A 19686-nucleotide genomic window follows, 5' to 3' on the forward strand; every position below is an offset into this window, starting at 1 on the left:
GCTTGCAAGGTCGAAGCGGGTTTTGGATCCGCCGGCGCCCGGTTCCGGCGCTTCAACCGCACTGTTCAAGCGCCCCCGGCCGTGCGCACCCGGAGCCTCAGTCACCGTGCAAGCGGTGACTAAATACGCGCATAGTTGCCACCGCTCCGGCCGCGCGCCGGCCCGGCGTCGAAATCACGACTAGAATTATACGGCGATAATCGTTCACAACACGTCACCCGCGCAAAGGCCCGCGCGGCGCCACTGTATGGATACACCCCTATGCTGTCTGCCAATCAGTCTCCGCTCGCCAACATCCCCTCCCGCCCGCTCCTGCTGGCTGCGACCCTGAGCCTGCTGCTGGGCGGCTGTGCCCAGCAGGCGCGAACGCCGGCGGCGAATGCTTCATTGGCACCGCCGGCGCAGCAGGCGACGGCGGCGGCAGACATGCACAAGGAAAAGGCCGCCAAACGGCGCCCCTTCCCGATCGACACCTTTTACACCCTGCTGGTGGCGGAAGTGGCCGGCAATCGCGAACAGTACGATGTGGCTCTGGCCAACTATTACTACCAGGCCGAGCGCACGCGCGACCCCGGCGTCGCCGCTCGCGCCACCCGTATCGCGCGTTTCCTCAACGCCCGCCGCGCGGCCCTGCACGCCTCGCAGCTGTGGGCGGAGCTGGAACCGGATAACACCGAGGCGCAGCTGGCGGCCACCGCCGAGCTGACCCTGTCGGGCAACCTGGACGATGCCCTGGTACATGCGAGAAAGGCTCTGGCCCTGGGCGCCGACGCACCGATGCAGTCCCTGGCCGCGACTGCCGTGTCGGAGCCGAAACTGACCAAAAAGTTTGCGCCCGAGTTTGCCCGCCTGGCCAGCAAATACCCGGACAACCCGGAAGTGACCCTGGCCAACGCCATGATGCTGCGTGCCGGCAAACAATACCCCCAGGCGCTGGCGATTACCCGACGCGTGCAGCAACAGCACCCGGCCATGCTCGACGCGCCGCTACTGCAATCCCATATTCTGGTCGATCTCGACCGGCGCAAGGAGGCGATCCAGCTACTGGAAAAACTGGTGGACCGCTACCCGCGTGAAAGCCGCCTGCGATTGCAATACGCGCGCCTGCTGATCCGCGACGACCTGGGGCTCGCGCAGCGACAGTTCGCCGAGCTGGTGCGCCAGCATCCACGCGACGGCAATATGATTCTGTCGCTGGCACTGATCCAGTACGAGACCCGGCAGATAGACGCCGCCAAATCGCTGTTCGAGCGACTGCTCGCCCTCGGTGAACACAAATCCGCCGCGCACTTCTATCTCGGCAATATCGCCGAGCAGGACGGCGACATCACCGCTGCGATCAGCAACTACCGCCATGTTGAACCGGGCTCCGATTATGTGCCGGCGATCAAACGCGGCACCGAACTGCTGGCGAAATACGGCCACGACAAGGACAACCGCGACTGGTTCGCCGAACTGCGCCAGCGCCACCCGAAACAGGCGGAAAATTTTTACCTGATGGAAGTGGACCTGCTGCGCGAACACGACCACAACCAGAAGGCTCTGGCGCTGGTCGACGAGGCACTCGAGCAGCACAGTGACAGCGGCCGGCTGATCTACACCCGGGCGCTACTGAACGAACAGCTGGGCAATAACGTCGCGTTTGAAAACGGCATGCGCAAACTGCTCGACCGGGACCCGGACAACGCCACGCTGCTCAATGCGCTCGGCTACAAACTGATCGAAGACGACTCGCGCCTGCAGGAGGCGCGCCAGCTGATTGGCAAGGCACTGGAATTGCGCCCCGACGACCCGGCGATTATCGACAGCATGGGCTGGGTAGAGTACCGTCTGGGCAACCATGGCGAAGCGGTCAAGTATCTGCAAAAGGCCATGAAAGAATTGCCGGATCACGAAATCGCCGCCCATCTCGGCGAAGTGCTGTGGGTACAGGGCAACCGCGACGGCGCTATGAAAGTGTGGAAGCGCGGCCTCAAGATCAACCCGCAAAGCAAGATTATCCCGGCCGCCATGAAACGCCTGCAAAGCAACGAATCCCTGGAACAACATGCATCGGACAGCTGACTACCACCTCACCGCGAGATCGATCACAACCATTTTCCTCTGCCTGTTGCTCGGCGCCTGCGCCGGGCAAAAGCCCAAACCGCCCACCGCGGCAGAGCAGTCCGTCGCCCGACTGCAGTACTGGACCATCAAGGGCAAACTCGGCGTGCGCGCCCCGCACGACAGCGGCAGCGCCAACCTGACCTGGGAACAGCGTACGGCCCCGAGTTACCGCATACACCTGAGCGGCCCACTGGGCGCCGGTGCTACCGTGATCAGCGGCACCCCCGGCGGCGTCACCCTGCAACGCGGCGACGAGCCGCCCCTGCGCGCCAGCAATCCGGCCGCACTCACCGTACAGGCCCTGGGCTGGCCGATGCCGATCACCGAAATGTTCTACTGGGTGCGCGGCCTCGCCGCGCCCGGCTCCGCTCCCAGCGAGGAACACCGCGATGCCGCCGGCCTGCTGCAGAGCCTGCAGCAGGCCGGCTGGAACCTGACTTTCAGTGGCTACCAGAACCGCGGCCCCTATGTGCTGCCGACCAAAATCAAGGCGAGCACCGATCAGGGTGCCGGGCCGGTGAAAGTGACCCTGGTAATCAAGGAGTGGCAACTTTGAATACGGGCTGATGAATGCGGCGTGCGGGATATGTCCGGCGGCGGAAAAATACTTTTGCCACGGCCTGTTATATATTCCGCATTCACAATTCATCGTTCCGCATTAAAACCATGCTGCTTCCCGCTCCCGCCAAACTGAATCTGATCCTGCGCATCCTCGGCCGCCGCGACGACGGCTATCACGAGTTGCAGACGCTGTTCCAGCTACTCGATTTCGGCGACCAGCTGGAATTCGAATCCCGCGATGACAATGTCATCAGCGTGGATGCCGGCGGGCTCGATATTCCACTGCAAGACAACCTGATTTACCGCGCGGCACAGCTCCTGCAGCGCGAGAGCGGTTGCGCAAGCGGGGCACACATTGTGCTGCACAAGCGGCTGCCGCAGGGCGGCGGCATCGGTGGCGGCAGCTCCGACGCCGCCACCACACTGCTGGGACTGAACCACTTGTGGCGCTGCGGCCTGCCCCTGGGTGCGCTGGCCGCGCTGGGCCGTCAGCTGGGCGCCGACGTGCCGGTATTCGTGCGCGGCCGCACCGCCTGGGCGGAGGGGATTGGTGAAAAACTGCAACCGGTCAACACACCCCAGCGACACTACCTGGTGCTGGTACCCGGCTGTTCGGTAAGCACCGCAGCCGTTTTTGGCGATCCGCGTTTGACAAGAGATTCCACCGCAATTACATTAGCGCACCTTCGCGGGGGGCTCCTGGACAGCGAATGGCTGGAACAGCATTCCGGCAACGACTGCCAAGCCCTGGTCGAACGTCTCTACCCCGATATCCGCGCAGCCCGCGAATGGCTGCAACAGTTTGCCAGAGCGCAACTGACCGGCACCGGGGCCTGCGTTTTCGCAGCGTTCGATTCAGCGCAGGCGGCCGGCGAGATTCTCGCCCGACTGCCACAGCGATGGAGCGGCTTTGTAGCCGCAGGAGTCAACGAGTCTCCCACCCATCGCGAGCTGGCGAAACTAGCAACCTGAGCAACAGGTTGCAGATCTACTGGGGCGTAGCCAAGCGGTAAGGCAGCGGGTTTTGATCCCGTCATGCGTAGGTTCGAATCCTACCGCCCCAGCCACTTTTTAGTTTTGCAAAATCCATCCTGAATTTTGCAAAAACGCCGATCGCGGCGCATGTCCGCACTCGGCTCCCGACAAATCAACAAGTTGATTTGCGGGCGGCACATCCCTGTGCCGCCGGGCACTCCGGGCCAGGCCACGCAGAACACTCTCTGTGATGCCAATTGCAGCACAGCTACTTAGCAGCCTGCCCACAGGCCCGTATTAGAAGCACATACCAGTATCTTTCTGCGGCCGCCTGTGCCGCTTACAGCAAAAGGTGACGCAATCGCGCGCTAGACAGCTTTCACAAACACGGGCATCTAAACTCTTTACTCCTATCAGAATCAACAGAACCAAAGGTACTCGCAGTGGCTGACTTAATGGTCTTTACCGGCAACGCCAACCCGGAACTGGCGCAGAAGATTGTCGACCATATGGCGATCCCCCTGGGCGAAGCGGTGGTCAAACGCTTCTCCGACGGCGAGATCGCGGTGGAAATCACCGACAACGTGCGTGGCCGCGATGTTTTCGTGGTGCAGTCCACCTGCCAGCCCACCAACCGCAACCTGATGGAACTGATCCTGCTGGTGGACGCCCTGCGCCGCGCCTCCGCCGGTCGCATCACCGCGGTGGTCCCCTACTTCGGCTACGCGCGCCAGGATCGCCGCGTGCGCTCCCAGCGGGTACCGATCTCCGCCAAGGTGGTCGCCGACATGATGGTCAGTGTGGGCATCGACCGGGTACTGACCGTCGACCTGCACGCCGAGCAGATCCAGGGCTTCTTCGACGTGCCAGTAGACAACGTCTACGGCTCCTCGGTACTGCTGGACGACATCGAGCGCCAGAGCTACGAAGACCTCGTGGTGGTTTCCCCGGATATTGGCGGCGTTGTGCGCGCCCGTGCCGTGGCCAAAAGCCTGGAGTGCGACCTGGCGATCATCGACAAGCGCCGCCCGGCTGCCAACGTCGCCGAGGTGATGAACATCATCGGCGAGATCGACGGCCGCACCTGCCTGCTGGTCGACGATATGGTCGACACCGCCGGCACCCTCTGCAACGCCGCCAACGCACTGAAAGAGCACGGCGCCAAGAAGGTGATCGCCTACTGCACGCACCCGGTACTGTCCGGCAAGGCCATCGACAACCTGAACAACTCGGTGCTGGATGAACTGGTGGTCACGGACTCCATCCCGCTCGGCGACAAGATGGAGAAGGCCCCGAAGATCCGCCAGCTGACCCTGTCGGCAATGCTGGCCGAATCCGTGCGCCGCATCAGCAACGAGGAGTCGCTGTCGGCGATGTTCCGCTCCTGAGCCCCGCCATCAGCGCACTCCCCAGGGCGAACCGACCGGTTCGCCCTTTTTCGTTGTGCTACCAGCTTGCTACAGCCGCGAATATGCTGGCGATCCGGCAGCCTTTCCCGTAAAATACGCGCCCGCCCGGCACTGCCGGGCGTTTACTATTGGATTGAAGCAATCCGATTAACAACAATGCCAGAGCGGTCCGGTCGCAGGTCGCTCTGGGCAGACAACCCGAGGTTTAACCCATGTCTGATATCAAACTGAACGCCAACGTCCGCAGCGACGAAGGGAAAGGTGCGAGCCGCCGCCTGCGTCGCCTGGAAGGCCGTGTCCCCGGCATCATCTACGGTGGCAAGGCTGAACCGCAGTCTATTTCCCTGCTGCAGAAAGACCTGTTCAAGGCACTGGAAAGCGAAGCTTTCTTCTCTTCCGTACTGACCGTAGACGTCGACGGCAAGAGCGAAAGCGTTATTCTGCGCGACCTGCAGCGCCACCCGGCTAAAGAAATGCTGCTGCACATCGACTTCCAGCGCGTTTCCGCCGACACCAAGGTACACATCAAAGCCCCGCTGCACTTCCTGAACGAAGACAGCTGCAAAGGCGTTAAAGCCGGCGGTATCGTGTCCCACACCCTGACCGAACTGGAAATCAGCGCCCCGGCCTCCAAGCTGCCCGAGTTCATCGAAGTGGACCTGGCCGACCTGGAAATGGATGCTGTGCTGCACATCTCCGACATCAAACTGCCGGCCGGCGTCGAGTCTGTGGATCTGAGCCACGGCGAAGACCACGACCTGGTTGTCGCTTCCGTGCACAAGCCGCGCGGCGCCGTAGAAGCCGAAGCGGCTGAAGGCGAAGAAGCGGAAGGCGGCGAAGCAGAGTAAGGGGCAATATCTTGTCCAAGGCACCGGATACTCCAATCCAGTTGATCGTGGGGCTGGGCAACCCCGGCCCCGAGTACGACCGGACCCGTCATAACGCCGGTGCCGACTTTGTCACCGAGCTGGCGCGCCACCACGGCGCCCAGCTCGCGTCCGACAGCAAATATCGCGGCCTGACCGGCCGGGTGCGGATTGGCGGCCAGGATATCCGCCTGCTGATTCCCACCACCTATATGAATCGCAGCGGCCAATCTGTCGGCCCGCTGGCGCACTTCTTCAAGATTCCCGCCGAAGCCATCCTGGTCGCTCACGATGAGCTCGACCTGCCCCCGGGTACCGCACGCCTGAAAGCCGGCGGCGGCCACGGCGGCCACAACGGCCTGCGGGATATTATTTCCGCCCTGGGCAACAATCGCGACTTCATGCGCCTGCGCCTCGGCATCGGCCACCCGGGCAATGCCCGCGAGGTGGTCAATTATGTCCTGCAGCGCGCCCCCCGGGCCGAGCAGGAACAGCTGGCGGATGCCATTGAACACGCCATCGACGCCATGCCCGAGGCCACCAGCGGCGATTGGGGTGCAGCGATGAAAGACCTGCACACCAACAACAAATCGTAAGGTGCGCGACGCGCACCACCCCAAGCACACACGGTGCGCACCGCGTACCCCACGTTAACGGAAAGATCACCATGGGTTTCACTTGCGGAATCGTCGGCCTGCCCAATGTGGGCAAGTCCACTCTCTTTAACGCCCTGACCAAGGCCGGCATCGATGCAGAGAACTTCCCTTTCTGCACCATCGAGCCCAACGCCGGCGTAGTACCGGTGCCGGACCCACGCCTGGATAAACTGGCGGAGATCGTCAAACCGCAGAAGGTGATCCCGACCACTATGGAGTTCACCGATATTGCCGGACTGGTGGCAGGCGCCTCCAAGGGCGAGGGCCTGGGCAACAAGTTCCTGGCCAATATCCGCGAGACCGATGCCATCGCCCACGTGGTACGCTGCTTCGAGGACGACAACGTCATTCACGTGTCCAACCAGGTGCACCCGCTGGCCGATATCGAAGTGATCAACACCGAGCTGGCGCTGGCCGACCTGGATACCGTGGAAAAGGCCCTGCAGCGCTTTACCCGCGCCGCCAAAGGCCAGGACAAGCACGCCATCAAGATGAAGGCGCTGCTGGAGAAAATCCAGCCGCACCTGGACGAAGCCAAGCCGCTGCGCTCTTTCGGCCTGTCCGAAGAAGAGCTGGCCGATCTGCGCGAGCTGAGCCTGCTCACCGTCAAGCCGACCATGTATATCGCCAATGTCGACGAGGATGGCTTCGAGAACAATCCGCACCTGGATGCGGTGGCCGCCATCGCCGCCGAGGAAAACGCGGTACTGGTGCCGATCTGCAACAAACTGGAAGCCGAGATCGCCGAACTCGACGACGACGAAAAACAGGAATTCCTCGAAGAACTGGGCATGGACGAGCCGGGGCTCAACCGTGTGATCCGCGCCGGCTACCAGCTGCTGGGCCTGCACACCTACTTCACCGCCGGGGTCAAGGAAGTGCGCGCGTGGACCATACCGGTGGGCGCCACCGCACCCCAGGCCGCCGGCAGGATCCACACGGATTTCGAAAAAGGCTTTATCCGCGCCGAGGTGGTCAGCTACGAGGACTTCGTCGGTTACAAGGGCGAAGCCGGGGCCAAAGACGCCGGTAAATGGCGCCTCGAAGGCAAGGACTATATCGTTGCGGACGGCGACGTCGTCCACTTCCGCTTTAACGTCTGAACCCGCGCTTCACGCCCGGCGCCGAGCACGGCGACCGGGCCTCCTCGGGCCGCCATACAGCGGCCCCGCCCTGACCGCCCCGACAACTGCGGTATACCCATGACGCAATCCAACTGGAAAATCGGCCTGCCGCTGGCGCTGGTCACCGCCTTTATGTGGGCGCTGCTACCCATTGCCCTGAAAGGCCTGCTGGACACCATCAGCCCCACCACCGCCACCTGGTACCGTTTTGTCGGTGCCGCGATACTGGCCGGCGGCTACTACGCCTGGTCGCGCAAGCTGAACCTGCGCCAGCTGTTCAGCCGCAAGCTGTTGCCGCTGACACTGTGCGCGGTCCTCGGCCTGCTGACCAATTACCTGACCTACGCCACCGGCCTCAACCACATCACCGCCGGCGGCGCACAGATTGTGATCCAGCTTGCCCCCCTGCTACTGCTGGTCTCCAGTGTTTTGTGGCTGGGCGAGCACTTTTCGCCGCGCCAGTGGCTGGGCGTAGCGTTTGTGGTTACCGGCCTGCCGCTGTTTTTCAACCAGCGCCTGCCACAATTGCTCAGCGGCAATGACAGCGACTACCTGCTGGGCCTCGGTTTTATCGTGATTGCAGCAATCGGCTGGGCCACCTACGGCTTCTTTCAGAAGAAGATCCTCAGCCATGCCAAACCCCAGGACCTGCTGGTACTGATCTATCTGACCGGCACCCTGTGCTTCCTGCCCAAGGCCGATCCCCTCAGCGTGGTCGGGCTCGACTGGCTGGGCTGGGCGCTGCTGCTGTTTCTTACCGCCAACACCCTGATTGCCTACGGCGCCTTCACCAAAGCCCTGGGCTGCTGGGAGGCCTCTCGCGTCAGCGCCACCCTGGCCCTGGTGCCACTGCTGACCCTGGCGCTCGGCGCGCTTATTGGCGTCTTCTGGCCCGACTATATTGAAGTGGAACCCCTGAACTGGATCAGCTGGCTCGGCGCCGCCACCGTGGTGTGCGGCTCGCTGTTTGCCGCAATCGGCAAGGGCCGCTAGAGACGCTTCCGGCGCGGCCGAAAAAAATCGCTAACTTACTGAAAAGACAACAAAAAAGGGGTTGACACTACCCGCGGAGCGCCCGATAATGCGCGCCCTCGGTAAGGCCAACAGGCAAACATTATCGAGTAGACAATGGCAAGGTAGCTCAGCTGGTTAGAGCGCAGCACTCATAATGCTGAGGTCGGGAGTTCAAGTCTCCCCCTTGCTACCATTTTCAATCTGCGAAGCGCCCGCTTCGCAGTACTTGAAACTGGGGCGTAGCCAAGCGGTAAGGCAGCGGGTTTTGATCCCGTCATGCGTAGGTTCGAATCCTACCGCCCCAGCCATATTTCCCGACCCGCAATTGCGGATCGAAACTCCGGGGCTCGGACAGGTTCGAGCCGGAGGCGGCAGGACCAGCGAGCCGCAGGCGAAGCTAATCCTACCGCCCCAGCCATTTTCTCTTCCCGCAAGATATCCGAACGAAAAAGCACTGAGCGCGACAGGTTCGAGCTGGCGCAGCCAGCGGAGACCAGCGTGCCGCAGGCGAAGCTCATCCCACCGCCCCAGCCACTTTCCTTTTCGTATAGAAACCTCACTTACGAACGATACCGTCGGCAGAAATGCCAGGCACCCGAACCGCTGGCGCCGGGAAATCACCCCGGTACGGCGGCCCCGAAGCTCGACACCCCTGTCGACTGACGCCCGGCGCGTATCGCCAGGCGCAGGCCCAGCGCGCGCAGTGACTCAAACCCGCACAGGCAGCCGCATAGAGCCAACAGCACCAGTGCCAGCCCGGTACCCCCCAGCGCCGGCCACTCCGCAACACAGGTCCAGACAAACTGCACCACACATAACAGGGCCACGATCAACAGGGTCGGGCGCCGGCCGATCAGACCCACGACATAGACCCCCAGCGGTGCTCCCAGCGCCACAACCGGCGCCGCCGCCAGCCAGTTGCCGTACACCTGCGGGTGCCAGTCCCCTGCGACACTCTTGACCACCACACCGAGCACCGAATTGAACGCCATGATGACCACCGAAGTCGGAATGGCCACCTTGAGGTCCACCCGGCACAGCAATACCAGCGCGGCGTACACCACCATATCGATACCGACACCGGTAACCGCGACGGCCAGCGCCCCGGCAACCAGCCCCAGCAGCAAGCCCACGCGGAAATCGCGTGCCCGGGCGCCGCTACAACCTTCGTGGTGCGCGGTGATCTCACCGAGTCGGTACAGGTGGAGCACACCGAAACTGCCCCAGAGCACGGCAAACACCAGCTTTACCCACAACCCGGGGATCGCCGGCGCCACAAACAGGATCCCCAGCGGCGTACCTGCCAGCGAGCCCAGCATGGCGCCGCGCAACATGGGCCAGGCCAGGCGCTGGCGGCGCACCAGAATGAAGATACTGGCGCTGACCATACCGATAGCCTGCACCGCGAAACTGAAATCGCGCCCGAGGCTCGCCGGAGTGTCAAAGAGCAGCACCAGCACCGGGAAACCTACCGTGCCGCCGCCCATTGGCGTGGAGCCGGCGGCATAGCTGCCGATCGCCATAGACAGCGCCATGGGCCAGTGTTCGCGGACAACAGCCCACAGATCGTAGCCTGCAACCAGAAACAGCCAGATGCCGTAAAACACGGCCAGGAACAACAGCCAGCCCCAGAGGAGAGACCCGCGCATAGAAAAGCCAGTTAAGACGAAAGGAAGGGAAAAGCGGAAGGCATGAGCCCCCCGCTACCGGACACCCACACAGCGTGTCCGCCTGTGGGCCCGGGTTTCAGTACAGGACAGCCGGCCGATTAAGCGTCCGCCTGCATCTTGGCCAGGCGTGAGAACTGGTGCATGGAGCCCAGCTGCGCGTAGAGCGGCGGCAGGAAACCGCGCTTGTGGAAATCAGCGAAATCCTCATCACTCAGTTCGCTCAGCTTCTTCTCATCCACCATGTAGATACCGCTGAGGTTGATCTTTTCACCCCCCGCGTTAACGGTAACGTCCTGCGAGGTCAGAAGCTCCTTCTCCGCCAGCACAGTAACGAAGGCGCGAGTCATCTGGTCGCTCTCCAGGAAGCCCACCAGGCTATCTTTCTTCGCCTTCAGGTAGTCGGTTTCCTCGCCATCGGCAAACAGGGCATTACCCTCTTCTTCGCCGACCAGCGGGCTGTTCTCGATCAAACCCACCATCAGCTGCTCTTTGTTGTCACCGGCGGGCGCCAGCACAAACGGATGGTTGCGGATGCTGCCGGGGACGAATACACCCTTCCACTTGTCGCCATCGACAAACAGGTTCTCCCCTACCTTCAGGCCCAGCAATGCGACTGACTGGAACTGATCGGTCTCGGAATTCTTGACAAAAACAATAGGATATTCGGCGCCCAAGCGCGCGAACTCGTGCGCGGTGACCGGCACCATATGCGCGCCCTTGACGTGCTCGAAACCGCCCAGCTCGCGGACTTTCAGGTTCCCGTGGACATCGCTGCGCAGGGGAACAATTTTCGGGGTTTGCTGTTCAGACATCTTATAATACCGCCCAACTCAAGTCGTTATTGTTCAAAAACGGCCCAAGTATATTTTTAAAACCCACACAATTCCACCTCCCATACCTGTCCAATCACACGTCAACCCTCGCGGGCGCAGCGTTAGCCGAGCGGCTAGCTATCAGTATCCTGCGATAACTGCTGGATCAGCCATTTTTTCAGGTGCATGGCCCCGGCTTCATCAATTTCGCCAAGAATTCCTTTGAGATCATCGGGGAGATGGCTTCCAGGCTCACCCTCCATTTCGAACACATAATAATCAAAAAATGCCTTCCAGGCCGCCTTGACCTGCCTTGGCTTAGACTTCAGCGTCAGCAGGGCAAGCAAAAGACTGTCCAATGGCATCGGCCCGCTCGCACCGGTGAGACTTCCACCATTCCAGAAATTCACCAGAACATTGATATCCGCCAGCGCCTCGACGTGGTGCCACCAAAGGGTCGGGATATATATCGCATCCCCCGCCTCCAGTTCAGCGACCAGGGCATTCTCCAGGGCAGTCGCCAGCTTGGGAAATTTTTCCAGTTCAGGAGGGGTGAGTGACGCCATGCTCACCGGCGCACCGGCCGGAGTTTTATCCAAAGGACCTACATAGAGATTCTTTATCTGATCTGGCGGGAAAAGCGTAAACCGCCGTGTTCCTGCGCCCACACAAGCGATATTCTCCGCATCGTCATAGTGTGTCGCGACCACGCTACTGTTTCCGATCCAGATTCGAGGGCGGACGCTTCCCGAAAACAACGGCATGGGATGAGTTTCTCGCAACCCATAGAAGTATTCATCCACGAATGCACTCTGTATTGATAGAGCCGGCGCACTTGCTTTACCAGCGTAATCGAGCAAGCGCTGGGTGAATTTCCTAAAGCTGCTGACCTTGCGCTGAAAGTTGAACCCCTTGAGATCGTCCGAATAGAAAAATCGACGGTCCGCCGCGCTGTCCGTCTCAAGCGTCCAGACACCACCCGGTGTATCCCTTTCCCCCAGGTATTCCATTACCGCCTGCGGGGATCTTCGCGCACACTTTACCAACGGCCAGTCAGTAACTAACCCCTTAAAAACCACCGGTTTGTGTGCCGGAACAATTTCAGACTCGAAAAACCGCCGGTCAACTTTGTCAATCACTTCTATATTTTGCATATCTTCTCTTACCGGGGTATTCATATACGATAACGCATCCGCCATGACTGAATCTATTTACCCTAGTCAGCCAATAGTCAGAGTAAAGAATACAATATTCACCTGCCCTGACAAGAAACCTACAGCCATAAAAAAACCCCGCAAATAAATTGCGGGGTTTTACTTAGCTCAATCAATATACACCGAATGAGCCTTTAGCTTGGCTGAACGCTCTTACTCAGAACTTGTAGCGAGCACCAACCACAAAGCGACGACCATTCTGGTACAGCGAGGTCAGACGAGCCTCAACACCACTATACTGCTTTACTTCTTCATCGGTCAGGTTAACCGCTTCCAGAGTAACAGAGGCATTTTCGTTGATGTGATACGCGAAGCTCGCATCTACCTGACCAAATCCTTCGGTCCACAACGGGAAGCCGTTAAATGAGAATCCGTTGTTGTAGTTGTCACGGTAGTTATACATCAAGCGACCAGAGAAGGCGTCATTCTCGAAGTAGCCCTGCAGGTTAGCCATATTTTCGGAAATACCAATTGCGCCCTGCGGGTTGGACACATCGGTATAAGTGTAGTTAGCAGATACGCCGAAGCCATTGTCAAAGCCGTGATCAACTGCCAACTCGACACCGGTTACCTTGCCGCCTTTACCGTTAACTGGCGCAGCGAAATCAACATCGACGTACGTATCAGTCATTTCGTCGTAACGAGGCTCAGTGTAGTACGCATTCTCGATATAGCTATCGATATCTTTGTAGAACAAAGTAGTAGAGAAGGCAGAGGCTTCACCGTAGTACCACTCGAAACCAACGTCGACCTGATTGGCAAATGTCGGGTCCAGATACGGGTTACCCGCAGAACCTTTCGGATCAGCTACGTTCAGGGAGCCGAAAGTGCTATAGCCTGACAACCGGTCCCAGTTCTGGCGCGCCATAACCCGAGCAACGGATCCGCGAACCACCATGTCGTCATTCAGGTCATAGGCCAGGTTCAGGCTCGGCAGTATCTCACTGTAGTCATTGTCTACCGTGTTCCACTTGACATCCTGGTTGCTCAACCAAGCCCGATCGACGGTTTCGTAACCATCACCAATGTAAGTGTAACCGGAGGAAGCCTGATCGGTAGTTACATAACGGAGACCAGCGTTACCGCGCAACGCGCCGGATTCAAAATCCGCCTGCACATAGAAGGCGGTTGTTTGTTCTGCTACAGACCAGATTTCCGGCAGGAATTTGCTCACAGCGTAATCTGCAGGTACACCATTCAGGCTGTTGAATGCGATTGACTCCATCACATTGCGCGCCTGACCGAGCACCTTGCTGTTGCCGTCGATGGGGCTGTTTACACTGACAATGCCTTTGCTATCAAGACCGCAGTCCGCCAGCGTCGGGCACTGATCAAAAATGTAACCCAGGTATACGGGCCAGTCGGCAGCTTTGTCTTCATTACCAGCAAGGGTGTTCGGACCGTGCCAGCTATAAACGTTGCGATCCTGAGTGCGCTCTGCATCGCGGTATTTGATGCCGGTTTTAATTGCCGTGACCGCGCCAAACTCAACCGGGAGAGTCAAATCCAGCTGGTAGTAATTCTCTTCATCAGTGGTCGGCTTGTTGCCACCCCAGATCCATCCTGCAGAATAAGCTGCCGGATCGGTTGGACCGGGATTGGTACCGTATGACTGCGAACCCAGATTGTAAGAATAGTCAGCATCTGCAGCCACGTATTCCCACGAGGTTTCACGGTAGGTACCGCCGGACGCTGCAGTGTGACCCACAACGCCAGTCAGGCTGAAAGCATCAGTTTCGTACTCACCAGTCAGAGTGTAAGACTCTGTCTCAGTGCTTGAACGACGGTTAATGAAATCGACGAGTGCAGTACCGGAACCGTTGGCCACCGCGGTTGCGGTGTCACCGGTAATGGTCGCGGTGCCATTAGCGATCTGATCGGTGATATCGTCGGTCAGGATCATCCAGTTGGCATTCATGTTGTCCGCGTCAACGCTGGAGTTCAGGGCGTCGAGGGTGAAAGTCAACTCGTCAGACGGGCGGAATTGTGTAGATACAAAGTAAGTTGAACGCTCACGATCTTGCTGGAAGGTCGGTGTTCCCATCAGAGTCGGGTAAATGGTGCCGTTGGAATTATCATCACTCCAGCCCAACACCTCAAAACCGTTACGCTGCTGATTGCGCTTCAGGTAGTTGCCGGCAACCAGAACACCGAAGGTTTCATCGGCATTTTTCCAGGAGTACTGACCGGAAACCGTCGGATCCCAGCTTTCGGATGTCTCTGTGTAAGTGTTTTCTACCGCAACTGAAGCTTGATTGGCGTCCAGATCAAGCGGGCGGTTGGTGCGAACAACCACGGTACCACCGAGAGAACCTTCATCCTGAGACGCTTCCGGGCTCTTGTGCACCTCGAGGGTTTTAATCAGGGTGGAGGGCAGCAGAGTAAAGTTAAAGCTGCGTGCAGGGTTGTCCAGAATAAACCAGTCGGCAGTAGCAACCGTTTGACCGTTCAGCGTGGTGCGGTTGTAGTCTGCACCAGCACCGCGGATGGTAACTTTTTCGCCCTGACCGAAATCGCGAGTTACCCCGACACCGGTGATACGAGCCAGAGACTCGGCGACGTTTTTGTCTGGAAATTTACCAACATCTTCCGCAGAGATCGCGTCGACGATGGCTACAGAGTTCCGCTTTACCGACTGTGCATCCTGCAGAGAAGCACGAATACCAGTAACGGTAACTTCTTCGAGAGCATCACCAGAGGTCTGGGCCATCGCAAGCGGTGCCACCAGGCCACCACTGAGGACAGCTGCACTGACGGAGAGTGCGAGTTTGTTGCGCTTAAGCATCGATTTCCCCTTCCTTTTTTATTGATATAAAGGTTTGGTTAGAAATTTTTTTCACCTTGTACCGCCAAATGATAGCGCTGTCATTCGTTTTTATGATAGCGCTGTCATTCTCAAGATCGACAATACACAGAAAAAAAATAAAAAGCTACCGCTACGCCGGGCATTTACCGCTGCAGGAGCGCCATCCGGCGCGCCCTTTGTGCCCATATAGCAACAGTTTTTCAAAAAAACCTTTTAAAACAATAATTTAGGCTAATTCAAAAGACTCTGACGAAAGCCAATTAAAAAGTCAGGAAAGACATATCAACGTAACACTCCATTGCAGCCACAGCAACGGGTTTAGCATTTGATACCTGGTGGAGAATAGAGGCGGTTTAGAACGTCTGTTCCAGTGCCGCTCGGCGACACTGGAACAGACACAGGCGGGCGTTATTCGATCTCTTTGATGCGCATGGAGCTGGTGTGACCGCCCATATTGAGGCGCTCGCCCTGGGTTATTAGCACGCGCTGGCCTTTATTCAGCTCCAGGCGGGAGCTCAGCACTTCGATGATGGCGTCGGTCAGGTGGCCCAGGGGTACCGAGGCGGGATCGAAATCCACCGGTTCCACACCGCGCAGCAGTACCAGCTGGCGCGCGATCCGCGGGTGGCGGGTGAGCGCGTAAATCGGCAGCTGTGTGGTGGCGCGGGACATGATGCGCGGGGTGCGGCCGGATTCGGTCAGCGCGGCGATGGCGCACAGGTTTTCCAGGCGCGCAGCCACGTCGATGGCCGACTGGGCAATCACCGTGTCGATGCGGTTGGCCGCACTCTGGTCTGCCGCCGGGCGCGGCACGCTACCCAGGTACTGCTCCGCGCCGACGATGACTTCGGCCATGGACTCCACGGCGGCCACCGGAAAGTCACCGGCGGCGGTTTCCGCCGACAGCATGACCGCATCGGTACCGTCGAGCACGGCGTTGGCCACGTCCATGACCTCGGCGCGGGTCGGTGTGGGACTGGTGATCATCGACTCCATCATCTGGGTGGCGGTGATCACGCCGCGGTTCAGGGCGTTGGCGCGGTTGATCAGTTTTTTCTGTACGCCGATCAGGGCCGGATCGCCAATCTCGACACCGAGATCACCGCGCGCCACCATGATGGCGTCGGCGGCCAGAATCAGGTTGTCCATCTGCTCGTCGTTGCCAACGGCTTCGGCACGCTCCACTTTGGCGACAATAGCGGCCTCGCTGCCCGCTTCCTGCATTGCGCGACGCGCGGTTTCCAGATCCTCGGCACAGCGCGGGAAACTCACCGCGAGAAAGTCCACGTCCAGCTCTGCCGCCAGCTTGATGTCCCGGTAGTCCTTTTCCGTCAGCGCCGGCGCGGACAAACCGCCGCCGAGCAGGTTGATGCCCTTGTTGTTGGACAGCTTGCCCCCCTGCAGTACACGGCAAAACAACTTCTGCGGTGTAGTGCCGGTGACTTCGAGGCGGACCTTGCCGTCGTCCAGCAGCAGGATATCACCGGCTTTGCAGTCGCTGATCAGGCTCGGGTAGTCGACATTGACCCGGTGCTCGTCGCCGCCGTCGGCAGGGCAATCCAGGTCCAGGGCGAACTCGCTGTTGTTCTCCAGCCACACGCTGCCGCTGGCGAAGCGGGCAATGCGGATTTTCGGTCCCTGCAGATCGCCGAGCACCGCGACCAGCTTGTCCTGTGCGGCGGCTGCGCGGCGCACTTCGTCGACGCGGCGGCGGTGATCCTCGGCACTGCCGTGGGAAAAGTTCAGGCGCACGATATTGACGCCCGCGCGCACCATTTCCTCGATAACGCGGGGTTTGTCGGTGCCGGGGCCGAGGGTGGCGACGATTTTGGTGTGGCGAATCATAGGGTCTAGTCTGGCTTGTATTGGGAAAAACCGGGAGAGGTTACCCCTCTCCCCCGGGTCTCTCCCCTTCTACGGGGAGAGCGGAAACGCGCGATCAGGCAGTTTCTGCGACCTGCGCCTCCAGTTGCAATGCTTCCGCCATGGCCAGGCTGGTATCCAGCATACGGTGGGAGAAGCCCCACTCGTTGTCGTACCAGGCCATGACCTTGACCAGATTGCCGTTCACACGGGTGTGGTTGGCATCGAAGTGGCTGGAAGCGGTGGTGTGATTGAAATCGGACGATACCAGGGGCTGCTCGCAGCACGTCAGGACACCGCCGCTGGCTTCGGCAGCCGCGCGCATGATCGCGTTCACTTCTTCCACCGTGGTCTCGCGCTTGGCGATAAACTGGCAGTCCACCAGGGAAACATTATTGACCGGCACACGCACGGCCATGCCGTCCAGCAGCCCTTTGAGCTCCGGCAATACCAGGCCCACGGCGGCGGCGGCGCCTGTCTTGGTGGGGATCATGTTATCGGCAGCGGCGCGGGCGCGGTAGATGTCCTTGTGCACCGCGTCCTGGGTGTTCTGGTCGTTGGTGTAGGCGTGCACGGTGGTCATGAAACCGCGCTCGATGCCCAACTCGCGGTGCAACGCCTTGGCCACCGGCGACAGACAGTTGGTGGTGCAGGAGGCGTTGGACACCACCTTGTGGTCTGCGGTCAGCTTGTCGTCATTCACACCGTAAACCACGGTCAGATCGGCGTCCTTGGACGGCGCGCTGATCAGCACAGCCTTGGCGCCGGCCTCGAGGTGCTTGGAGGCGGCAGCCTTGTCGGTGAACAGACCGGTGCATTCCAGCACCAGATCCACACCCAACTCTGCCCACGGCAGTTTGGCCGGGTCGCGCTCCTGGCAGACCTGTACGCGGTCACCACCGATCACCAGCGCGTCGCCATCGACCGCGACTTCGGTGTTGAAGCGGCCGTGCACGGTATCGAAACGGGTCAGGTGTGCATTGGACTCCACCGGCGCCAGGTCGTTGATCGCAACCAGCTGTACGCGGTCGCCGTAGCCCGACTCGTAAATAGCGCGGGTCACATTGCGGCCGATGCGGCCGTAGCCGTTGATGGCAATCTTAATCTTCATCTCACTAGCCTCTATTTTTAAAGTTGTTCCATGCCGTTGGGTGCTGCACGTCAAGCGGGTTTCAGCGCGCGCGCTTCTTTTGCCTGGCGGGTGATTTCAGCCCAGTCTTTTTCCTGTACCAGTTTCGGTGCAGCCATCCAGGAGCCACCGACACACACGACATTGCCCAGCGCCAGGTATTCGGCGGCATTGCCCGGGCCGATACCACCAGTGGGGCAGAACTGCACCTGGGACAGCGGGCCACCGAGTGACTTCAGCATTGGCACGCCGCCGGCAGCCTCGGCCGGGAAGAACTTCTGGTAGCGGTAGCCACGCTCCAGCAGACGCATGACTTCCGAGGGGCTGGCGGCGCCGGGCAACAGTGGTACCTCGACCTTGTCCGCCGCATCCAGCAGCTGCTCAGTGGCGCCGGGGCTGACCATAAAGCTGGCGCCGGCATCGATCGAGCGGCGCAGGTCATCCTCGCTCAACACCGTGCCGGTACCGACGTGGGCGTCCGGCAGGTGCTTGGCAATTTCCGCCACCGCGGCCAGCGCGGAGGAAGTGCGCAGGGTAATTTCCAGTACATTCAAACCGCCCTCCACCAGCGCTTGCGCCAGCGGCAGTGCGTCCTCGACCTTGTCGATCACCAGTACCGGGACTACTCCAGCCTGTTGCAGTACTTCGGCAAGATTTTTTTGCATCGTTAAATTCCAGTTTCCTTGATTGCGCGGCGCGCGCGGCGCACCGTCGACCATTGGTCAGGGCGCCCAGTAGACGGAGACCGAATTGAGGCCCTGTTTCAGAATGCTGCGCACCGGCATCTCCAGTTCGTCACTGCCCAGCAACGCCTCGCGGTAGACACGCAGCTTTTCCTCGCCGGTAATCAGCAGCTTGATATCCCGCGCCTGCAGGATCGCTGCCAGCGTCAGGGTCATGCGTTCGGTATGAGTGCCGGTCACGTCGCTCTGCTGTGCAGTAATCGCGCGGCACAATTGCGTCCCTTTCGGATCGAGGGCCGCGGCCAGGCCGTCGGCGTGCGGGAACAGCGACGCGGTGTGACCGTCACTGCCCATGCCCAGCACACAGACATCGAACGGGCGCGGCAGCTCGCCGTAGGCGCGCTCGCAGTCCGCTTGGCCCTCGGCAGCGGTGCCATGGGGCGTTTTCATGCCCAGAAACGGTGCTTCGGCGGCATAGTTCTGCAGCAGGCTGTTTTCGATAAACGCCTGGTTACTGCCACTGGCATCGCGGTCTACCCAGCGCTCATCCACCAGCGCGACATTGATCTGCGACCACGGCAGCGGGCGCCTGGACAGCTCGCGGTATACCGGCTCCGGCGTGCTGCCGCCGGATACCAGGAAGCTCGCCTGCCCCTGCTCTTTGATGCCGCGCTGCAGCGCCGCGGCGCAGTCGTGGGTCAGCGCCTGAACCAGGCGCTCGCGATCGGAATAAAACTTTTCTTCTACCATCATGGAAGTCGACTCGGTCGTTGGTCCTGTCAATGGGCCTGCAAACCC

The 19686-nt window shown here is 60.2% G+C and carries 16 protein-coding genes and 3 tRNA genes; 11 read left to right on the top strand and 8 right to left on the bottom strand.

The features are described 5' to 3' along the window. Positions 1 to 261 precede the first annotated feature (261 nt). From ABDK11_RS14195 to ABDK11_RS14245, 11 genes are all read left to right on the top strand, one after another. The gene (locus ABDK11_RS14195) at positions 262 to 2064 is read left to right on the top strand and encodes a tetratricopeptide repeat protein (RefSeq protein ID WP_346837171.1); all 1803 of its coding nucleotides are present in this window, start codon (positions 262 to 264) and stop codon (positions 2062 to 2064) included. Then, the gene (gene lolB, locus ABDK11_RS14200) at positions 2048 to 2662 is read left to right on the top strand and encodes a lipoprotein insertase outer membrane protein LolB (RefSeq protein WP_346837172.1); all 615 of its coding nucleotides are present in this window, start codon (positions 2048 to 2050) and stop codon (positions 2660 to 2662) included. The genes ABDK11_RS14195 and lolB overlap by 17 nt, the downstream gene beginning before the upstream one ends. A gap of 110 nt (positions 2663 to 2772) precedes the next feature. Continuing rightward, positions 2773 to 3639: a 4-(cytidine 5'-diphospho)-2-C-methyl-D-erythritol kinase gene (gene ispE / locus ABDK11_RS14205; RefSeq protein WP_346837173.1), complete on the top strand. Its 867-nt coding sequence runs from the start codon at positions 2773 to 2775 to the stop codon at positions 3637 to 3639. Between the two features lie 20 nt (positions 3640 to 3659). Next, positions 3660 to 3734 (top strand) — tRNA-Gln (locus ABDK11_RS14210). A gap of 363 nt (positions 3735 to 4097) precedes the next feature. After that, positions 4098 to 5030, top strand: coding sequence for a ribose-phosphate pyrophosphokinase (locus tag ABDK11_RS14215; protein ID WP_346840205.1), 933 nt, complete (start codon positions 4098 to 4100; stop codon positions 5028 to 5030). Between the two features lie 233 nt (positions 5031 to 5263). Then, positions 5264 to 5899, top strand: a complete 636-nt coding sequence (locus tag ABDK11_RS14220) for a 50S ribosomal protein L25/general stress protein Ctc (protein ID WP_346837174.1) — start codon at positions 5264 to 5266, stop codon at positions 5897 to 5899. 11 nt (positions 5900 to 5910) lie between these two features. Beyond that, positions 5911 to 6513: an aminoacyl-tRNA hydrolase gene (gene pth / locus ABDK11_RS14225; protein WP_346837175.1), complete on the top strand. Its 603-nt coding sequence runs from the start codon at positions 5911 to 5913 to the stop codon at positions 6511 to 6513. A gap of 71 nt (positions 6514 to 6584) precedes the next feature. Next, on the top strand, positions 6585 to 7676 hold the full coding sequence (gene ychF / locus ABDK11_RS14230) for a redox-regulated ATPase YchF (RefSeq protein WP_346837176.1): 1092 nt from the start codon (positions 6585 to 6587) through the stop codon (positions 7674 to 7676). Between the two features lie 99 nt (positions 7677 to 7775). Beyond that, positions 7776 to 8690: a DMT family transporter gene (locus tag ABDK11_RS14235; RefSeq protein WP_346837177.1), complete on the top strand. Its 915-nt coding sequence runs from the start codon at positions 7776 to 7778 to the stop codon at positions 8688 to 8690. Positions 8691 to 8827: 137 nt separating this feature from the next. After that, positions 8828 to 8904 (top strand) — tRNA-Met (locus ABDK11_RS14240). Positions 8905 to 8944: 40 nt separating this feature from the next. Beyond that, positions 8945 to 9019, top strand: a tRNA-Gln gene (locus ABDK11_RS14245). A 309-nt stretch (positions 9020 to 9328) separates the two neighbouring features. Here the strand turns inward: ABDK11_RS14245 and ABDK11_RS14250 are convergent. The 8 genes from ABDK11_RS14250 to pgl all read right to left on the bottom strand — a co-directional run bounded on the left by ABDK11_RS14250 (position 9329) and on the right by pgl (position 19641). Next, complete coding sequence (locus ABDK11_RS14250; protein ID WP_346837178.1) at positions 9329 to 10360, bottom strand: sulfite exporter TauE/SafE family protein; 1032 nt, start codon at positions 10358 to 10360, stop codon at positions 9329 to 9331. Positions 10361 to 10479: 119 nt separating this feature from the next. After that, positions 10480 to 11193 carry a SapC family protein gene (locus ABDK11_RS14255; protein ID WP_346837179.1) on the bottom strand — a complete coding sequence of 238 codons (714 nt, stop codon included), beginning with the start codon at positions 11191 to 11193 and terminating at the stop codon, positions 10480 to 10482. A 134-nt stretch (positions 11194 to 11327) separates the two neighbouring features. Then, positions 11328 to 12392 (bottom strand): cupin-like domain-containing protein, encoded by a 1065-nt coding sequence (locus tag ABDK11_RS14260; RefSeq protein ID WP_346837180.1) that lies wholly within the window; start codon positions 12390 to 12392, stop codon positions 11328 to 11330. A gap of 172 nt (positions 12393 to 12564) precedes the next feature. Beyond that, positions 12565 to 15192, bottom strand: a complete 2628-nt coding sequence (locus ABDK11_RS14265) for a TonB-dependent receptor (RefSeq protein WP_346837181.1) — start codon at positions 15190 to 15192, stop codon at positions 12565 to 12567. Between the two features lie 429 nt (positions 15193 to 15621). Next, positions 15622 to 17058 (bottom strand): pyruvate kinase, encoded by a 1437-nt coding sequence (gene pyk / locus ABDK11_RS14270; protein WP_346837182.1) that lies wholly within the window; start codon positions 17056 to 17058, stop codon positions 15622 to 15624. Positions 17059 to 17152: 94 nt separating this feature from the next. Further along, entirely contained in the window at positions 17153 to 18187 is a 1035-nt protein-coding gene (gene gap / locus ABDK11_RS14275; protein WP_346837183.1) for a type I glyceraldehyde-3-phosphate dehydrogenase, read from the bottom strand. Between the two features lie 50 nt (positions 18188 to 18237). Continuing rightward, positions 18238 to 18870 (bottom strand): bifunctional 4-hydroxy-2-oxoglutarate aldolase/2-dehydro-3-deoxy-phosphogluconate aldolase, encoded by a 633-nt coding sequence (locus ABDK11_RS14280; RefSeq protein ID WP_346837184.1) that lies wholly within the window; start codon positions 18868 to 18870, stop codon positions 18238 to 18240. A 57-nt stretch (positions 18871 to 18927) separates the two neighbouring features. Then, on the bottom strand, positions 18928 to 19641 hold the full coding sequence (pgl, locus tag ABDK11_RS14285; protein ID WP_346837185.1) for a 6-phosphogluconolactonase: 714 nt from the start codon (positions 19639 to 19641) through the stop codon (positions 18928 to 18930). Positions 19642 to 19686: the final 45 nt, after the last annotated feature.

The organism is Microbulbifer sp. SAOS-129_SWC (genome assembly GCF_039696035.1).
Taxonomy (GTDB): domain Bacteria; phylum Pseudomonadota; class Gammaproteobacteria; order Pseudomonadales; family Cellvibrionaceae; genus Microbulbifer.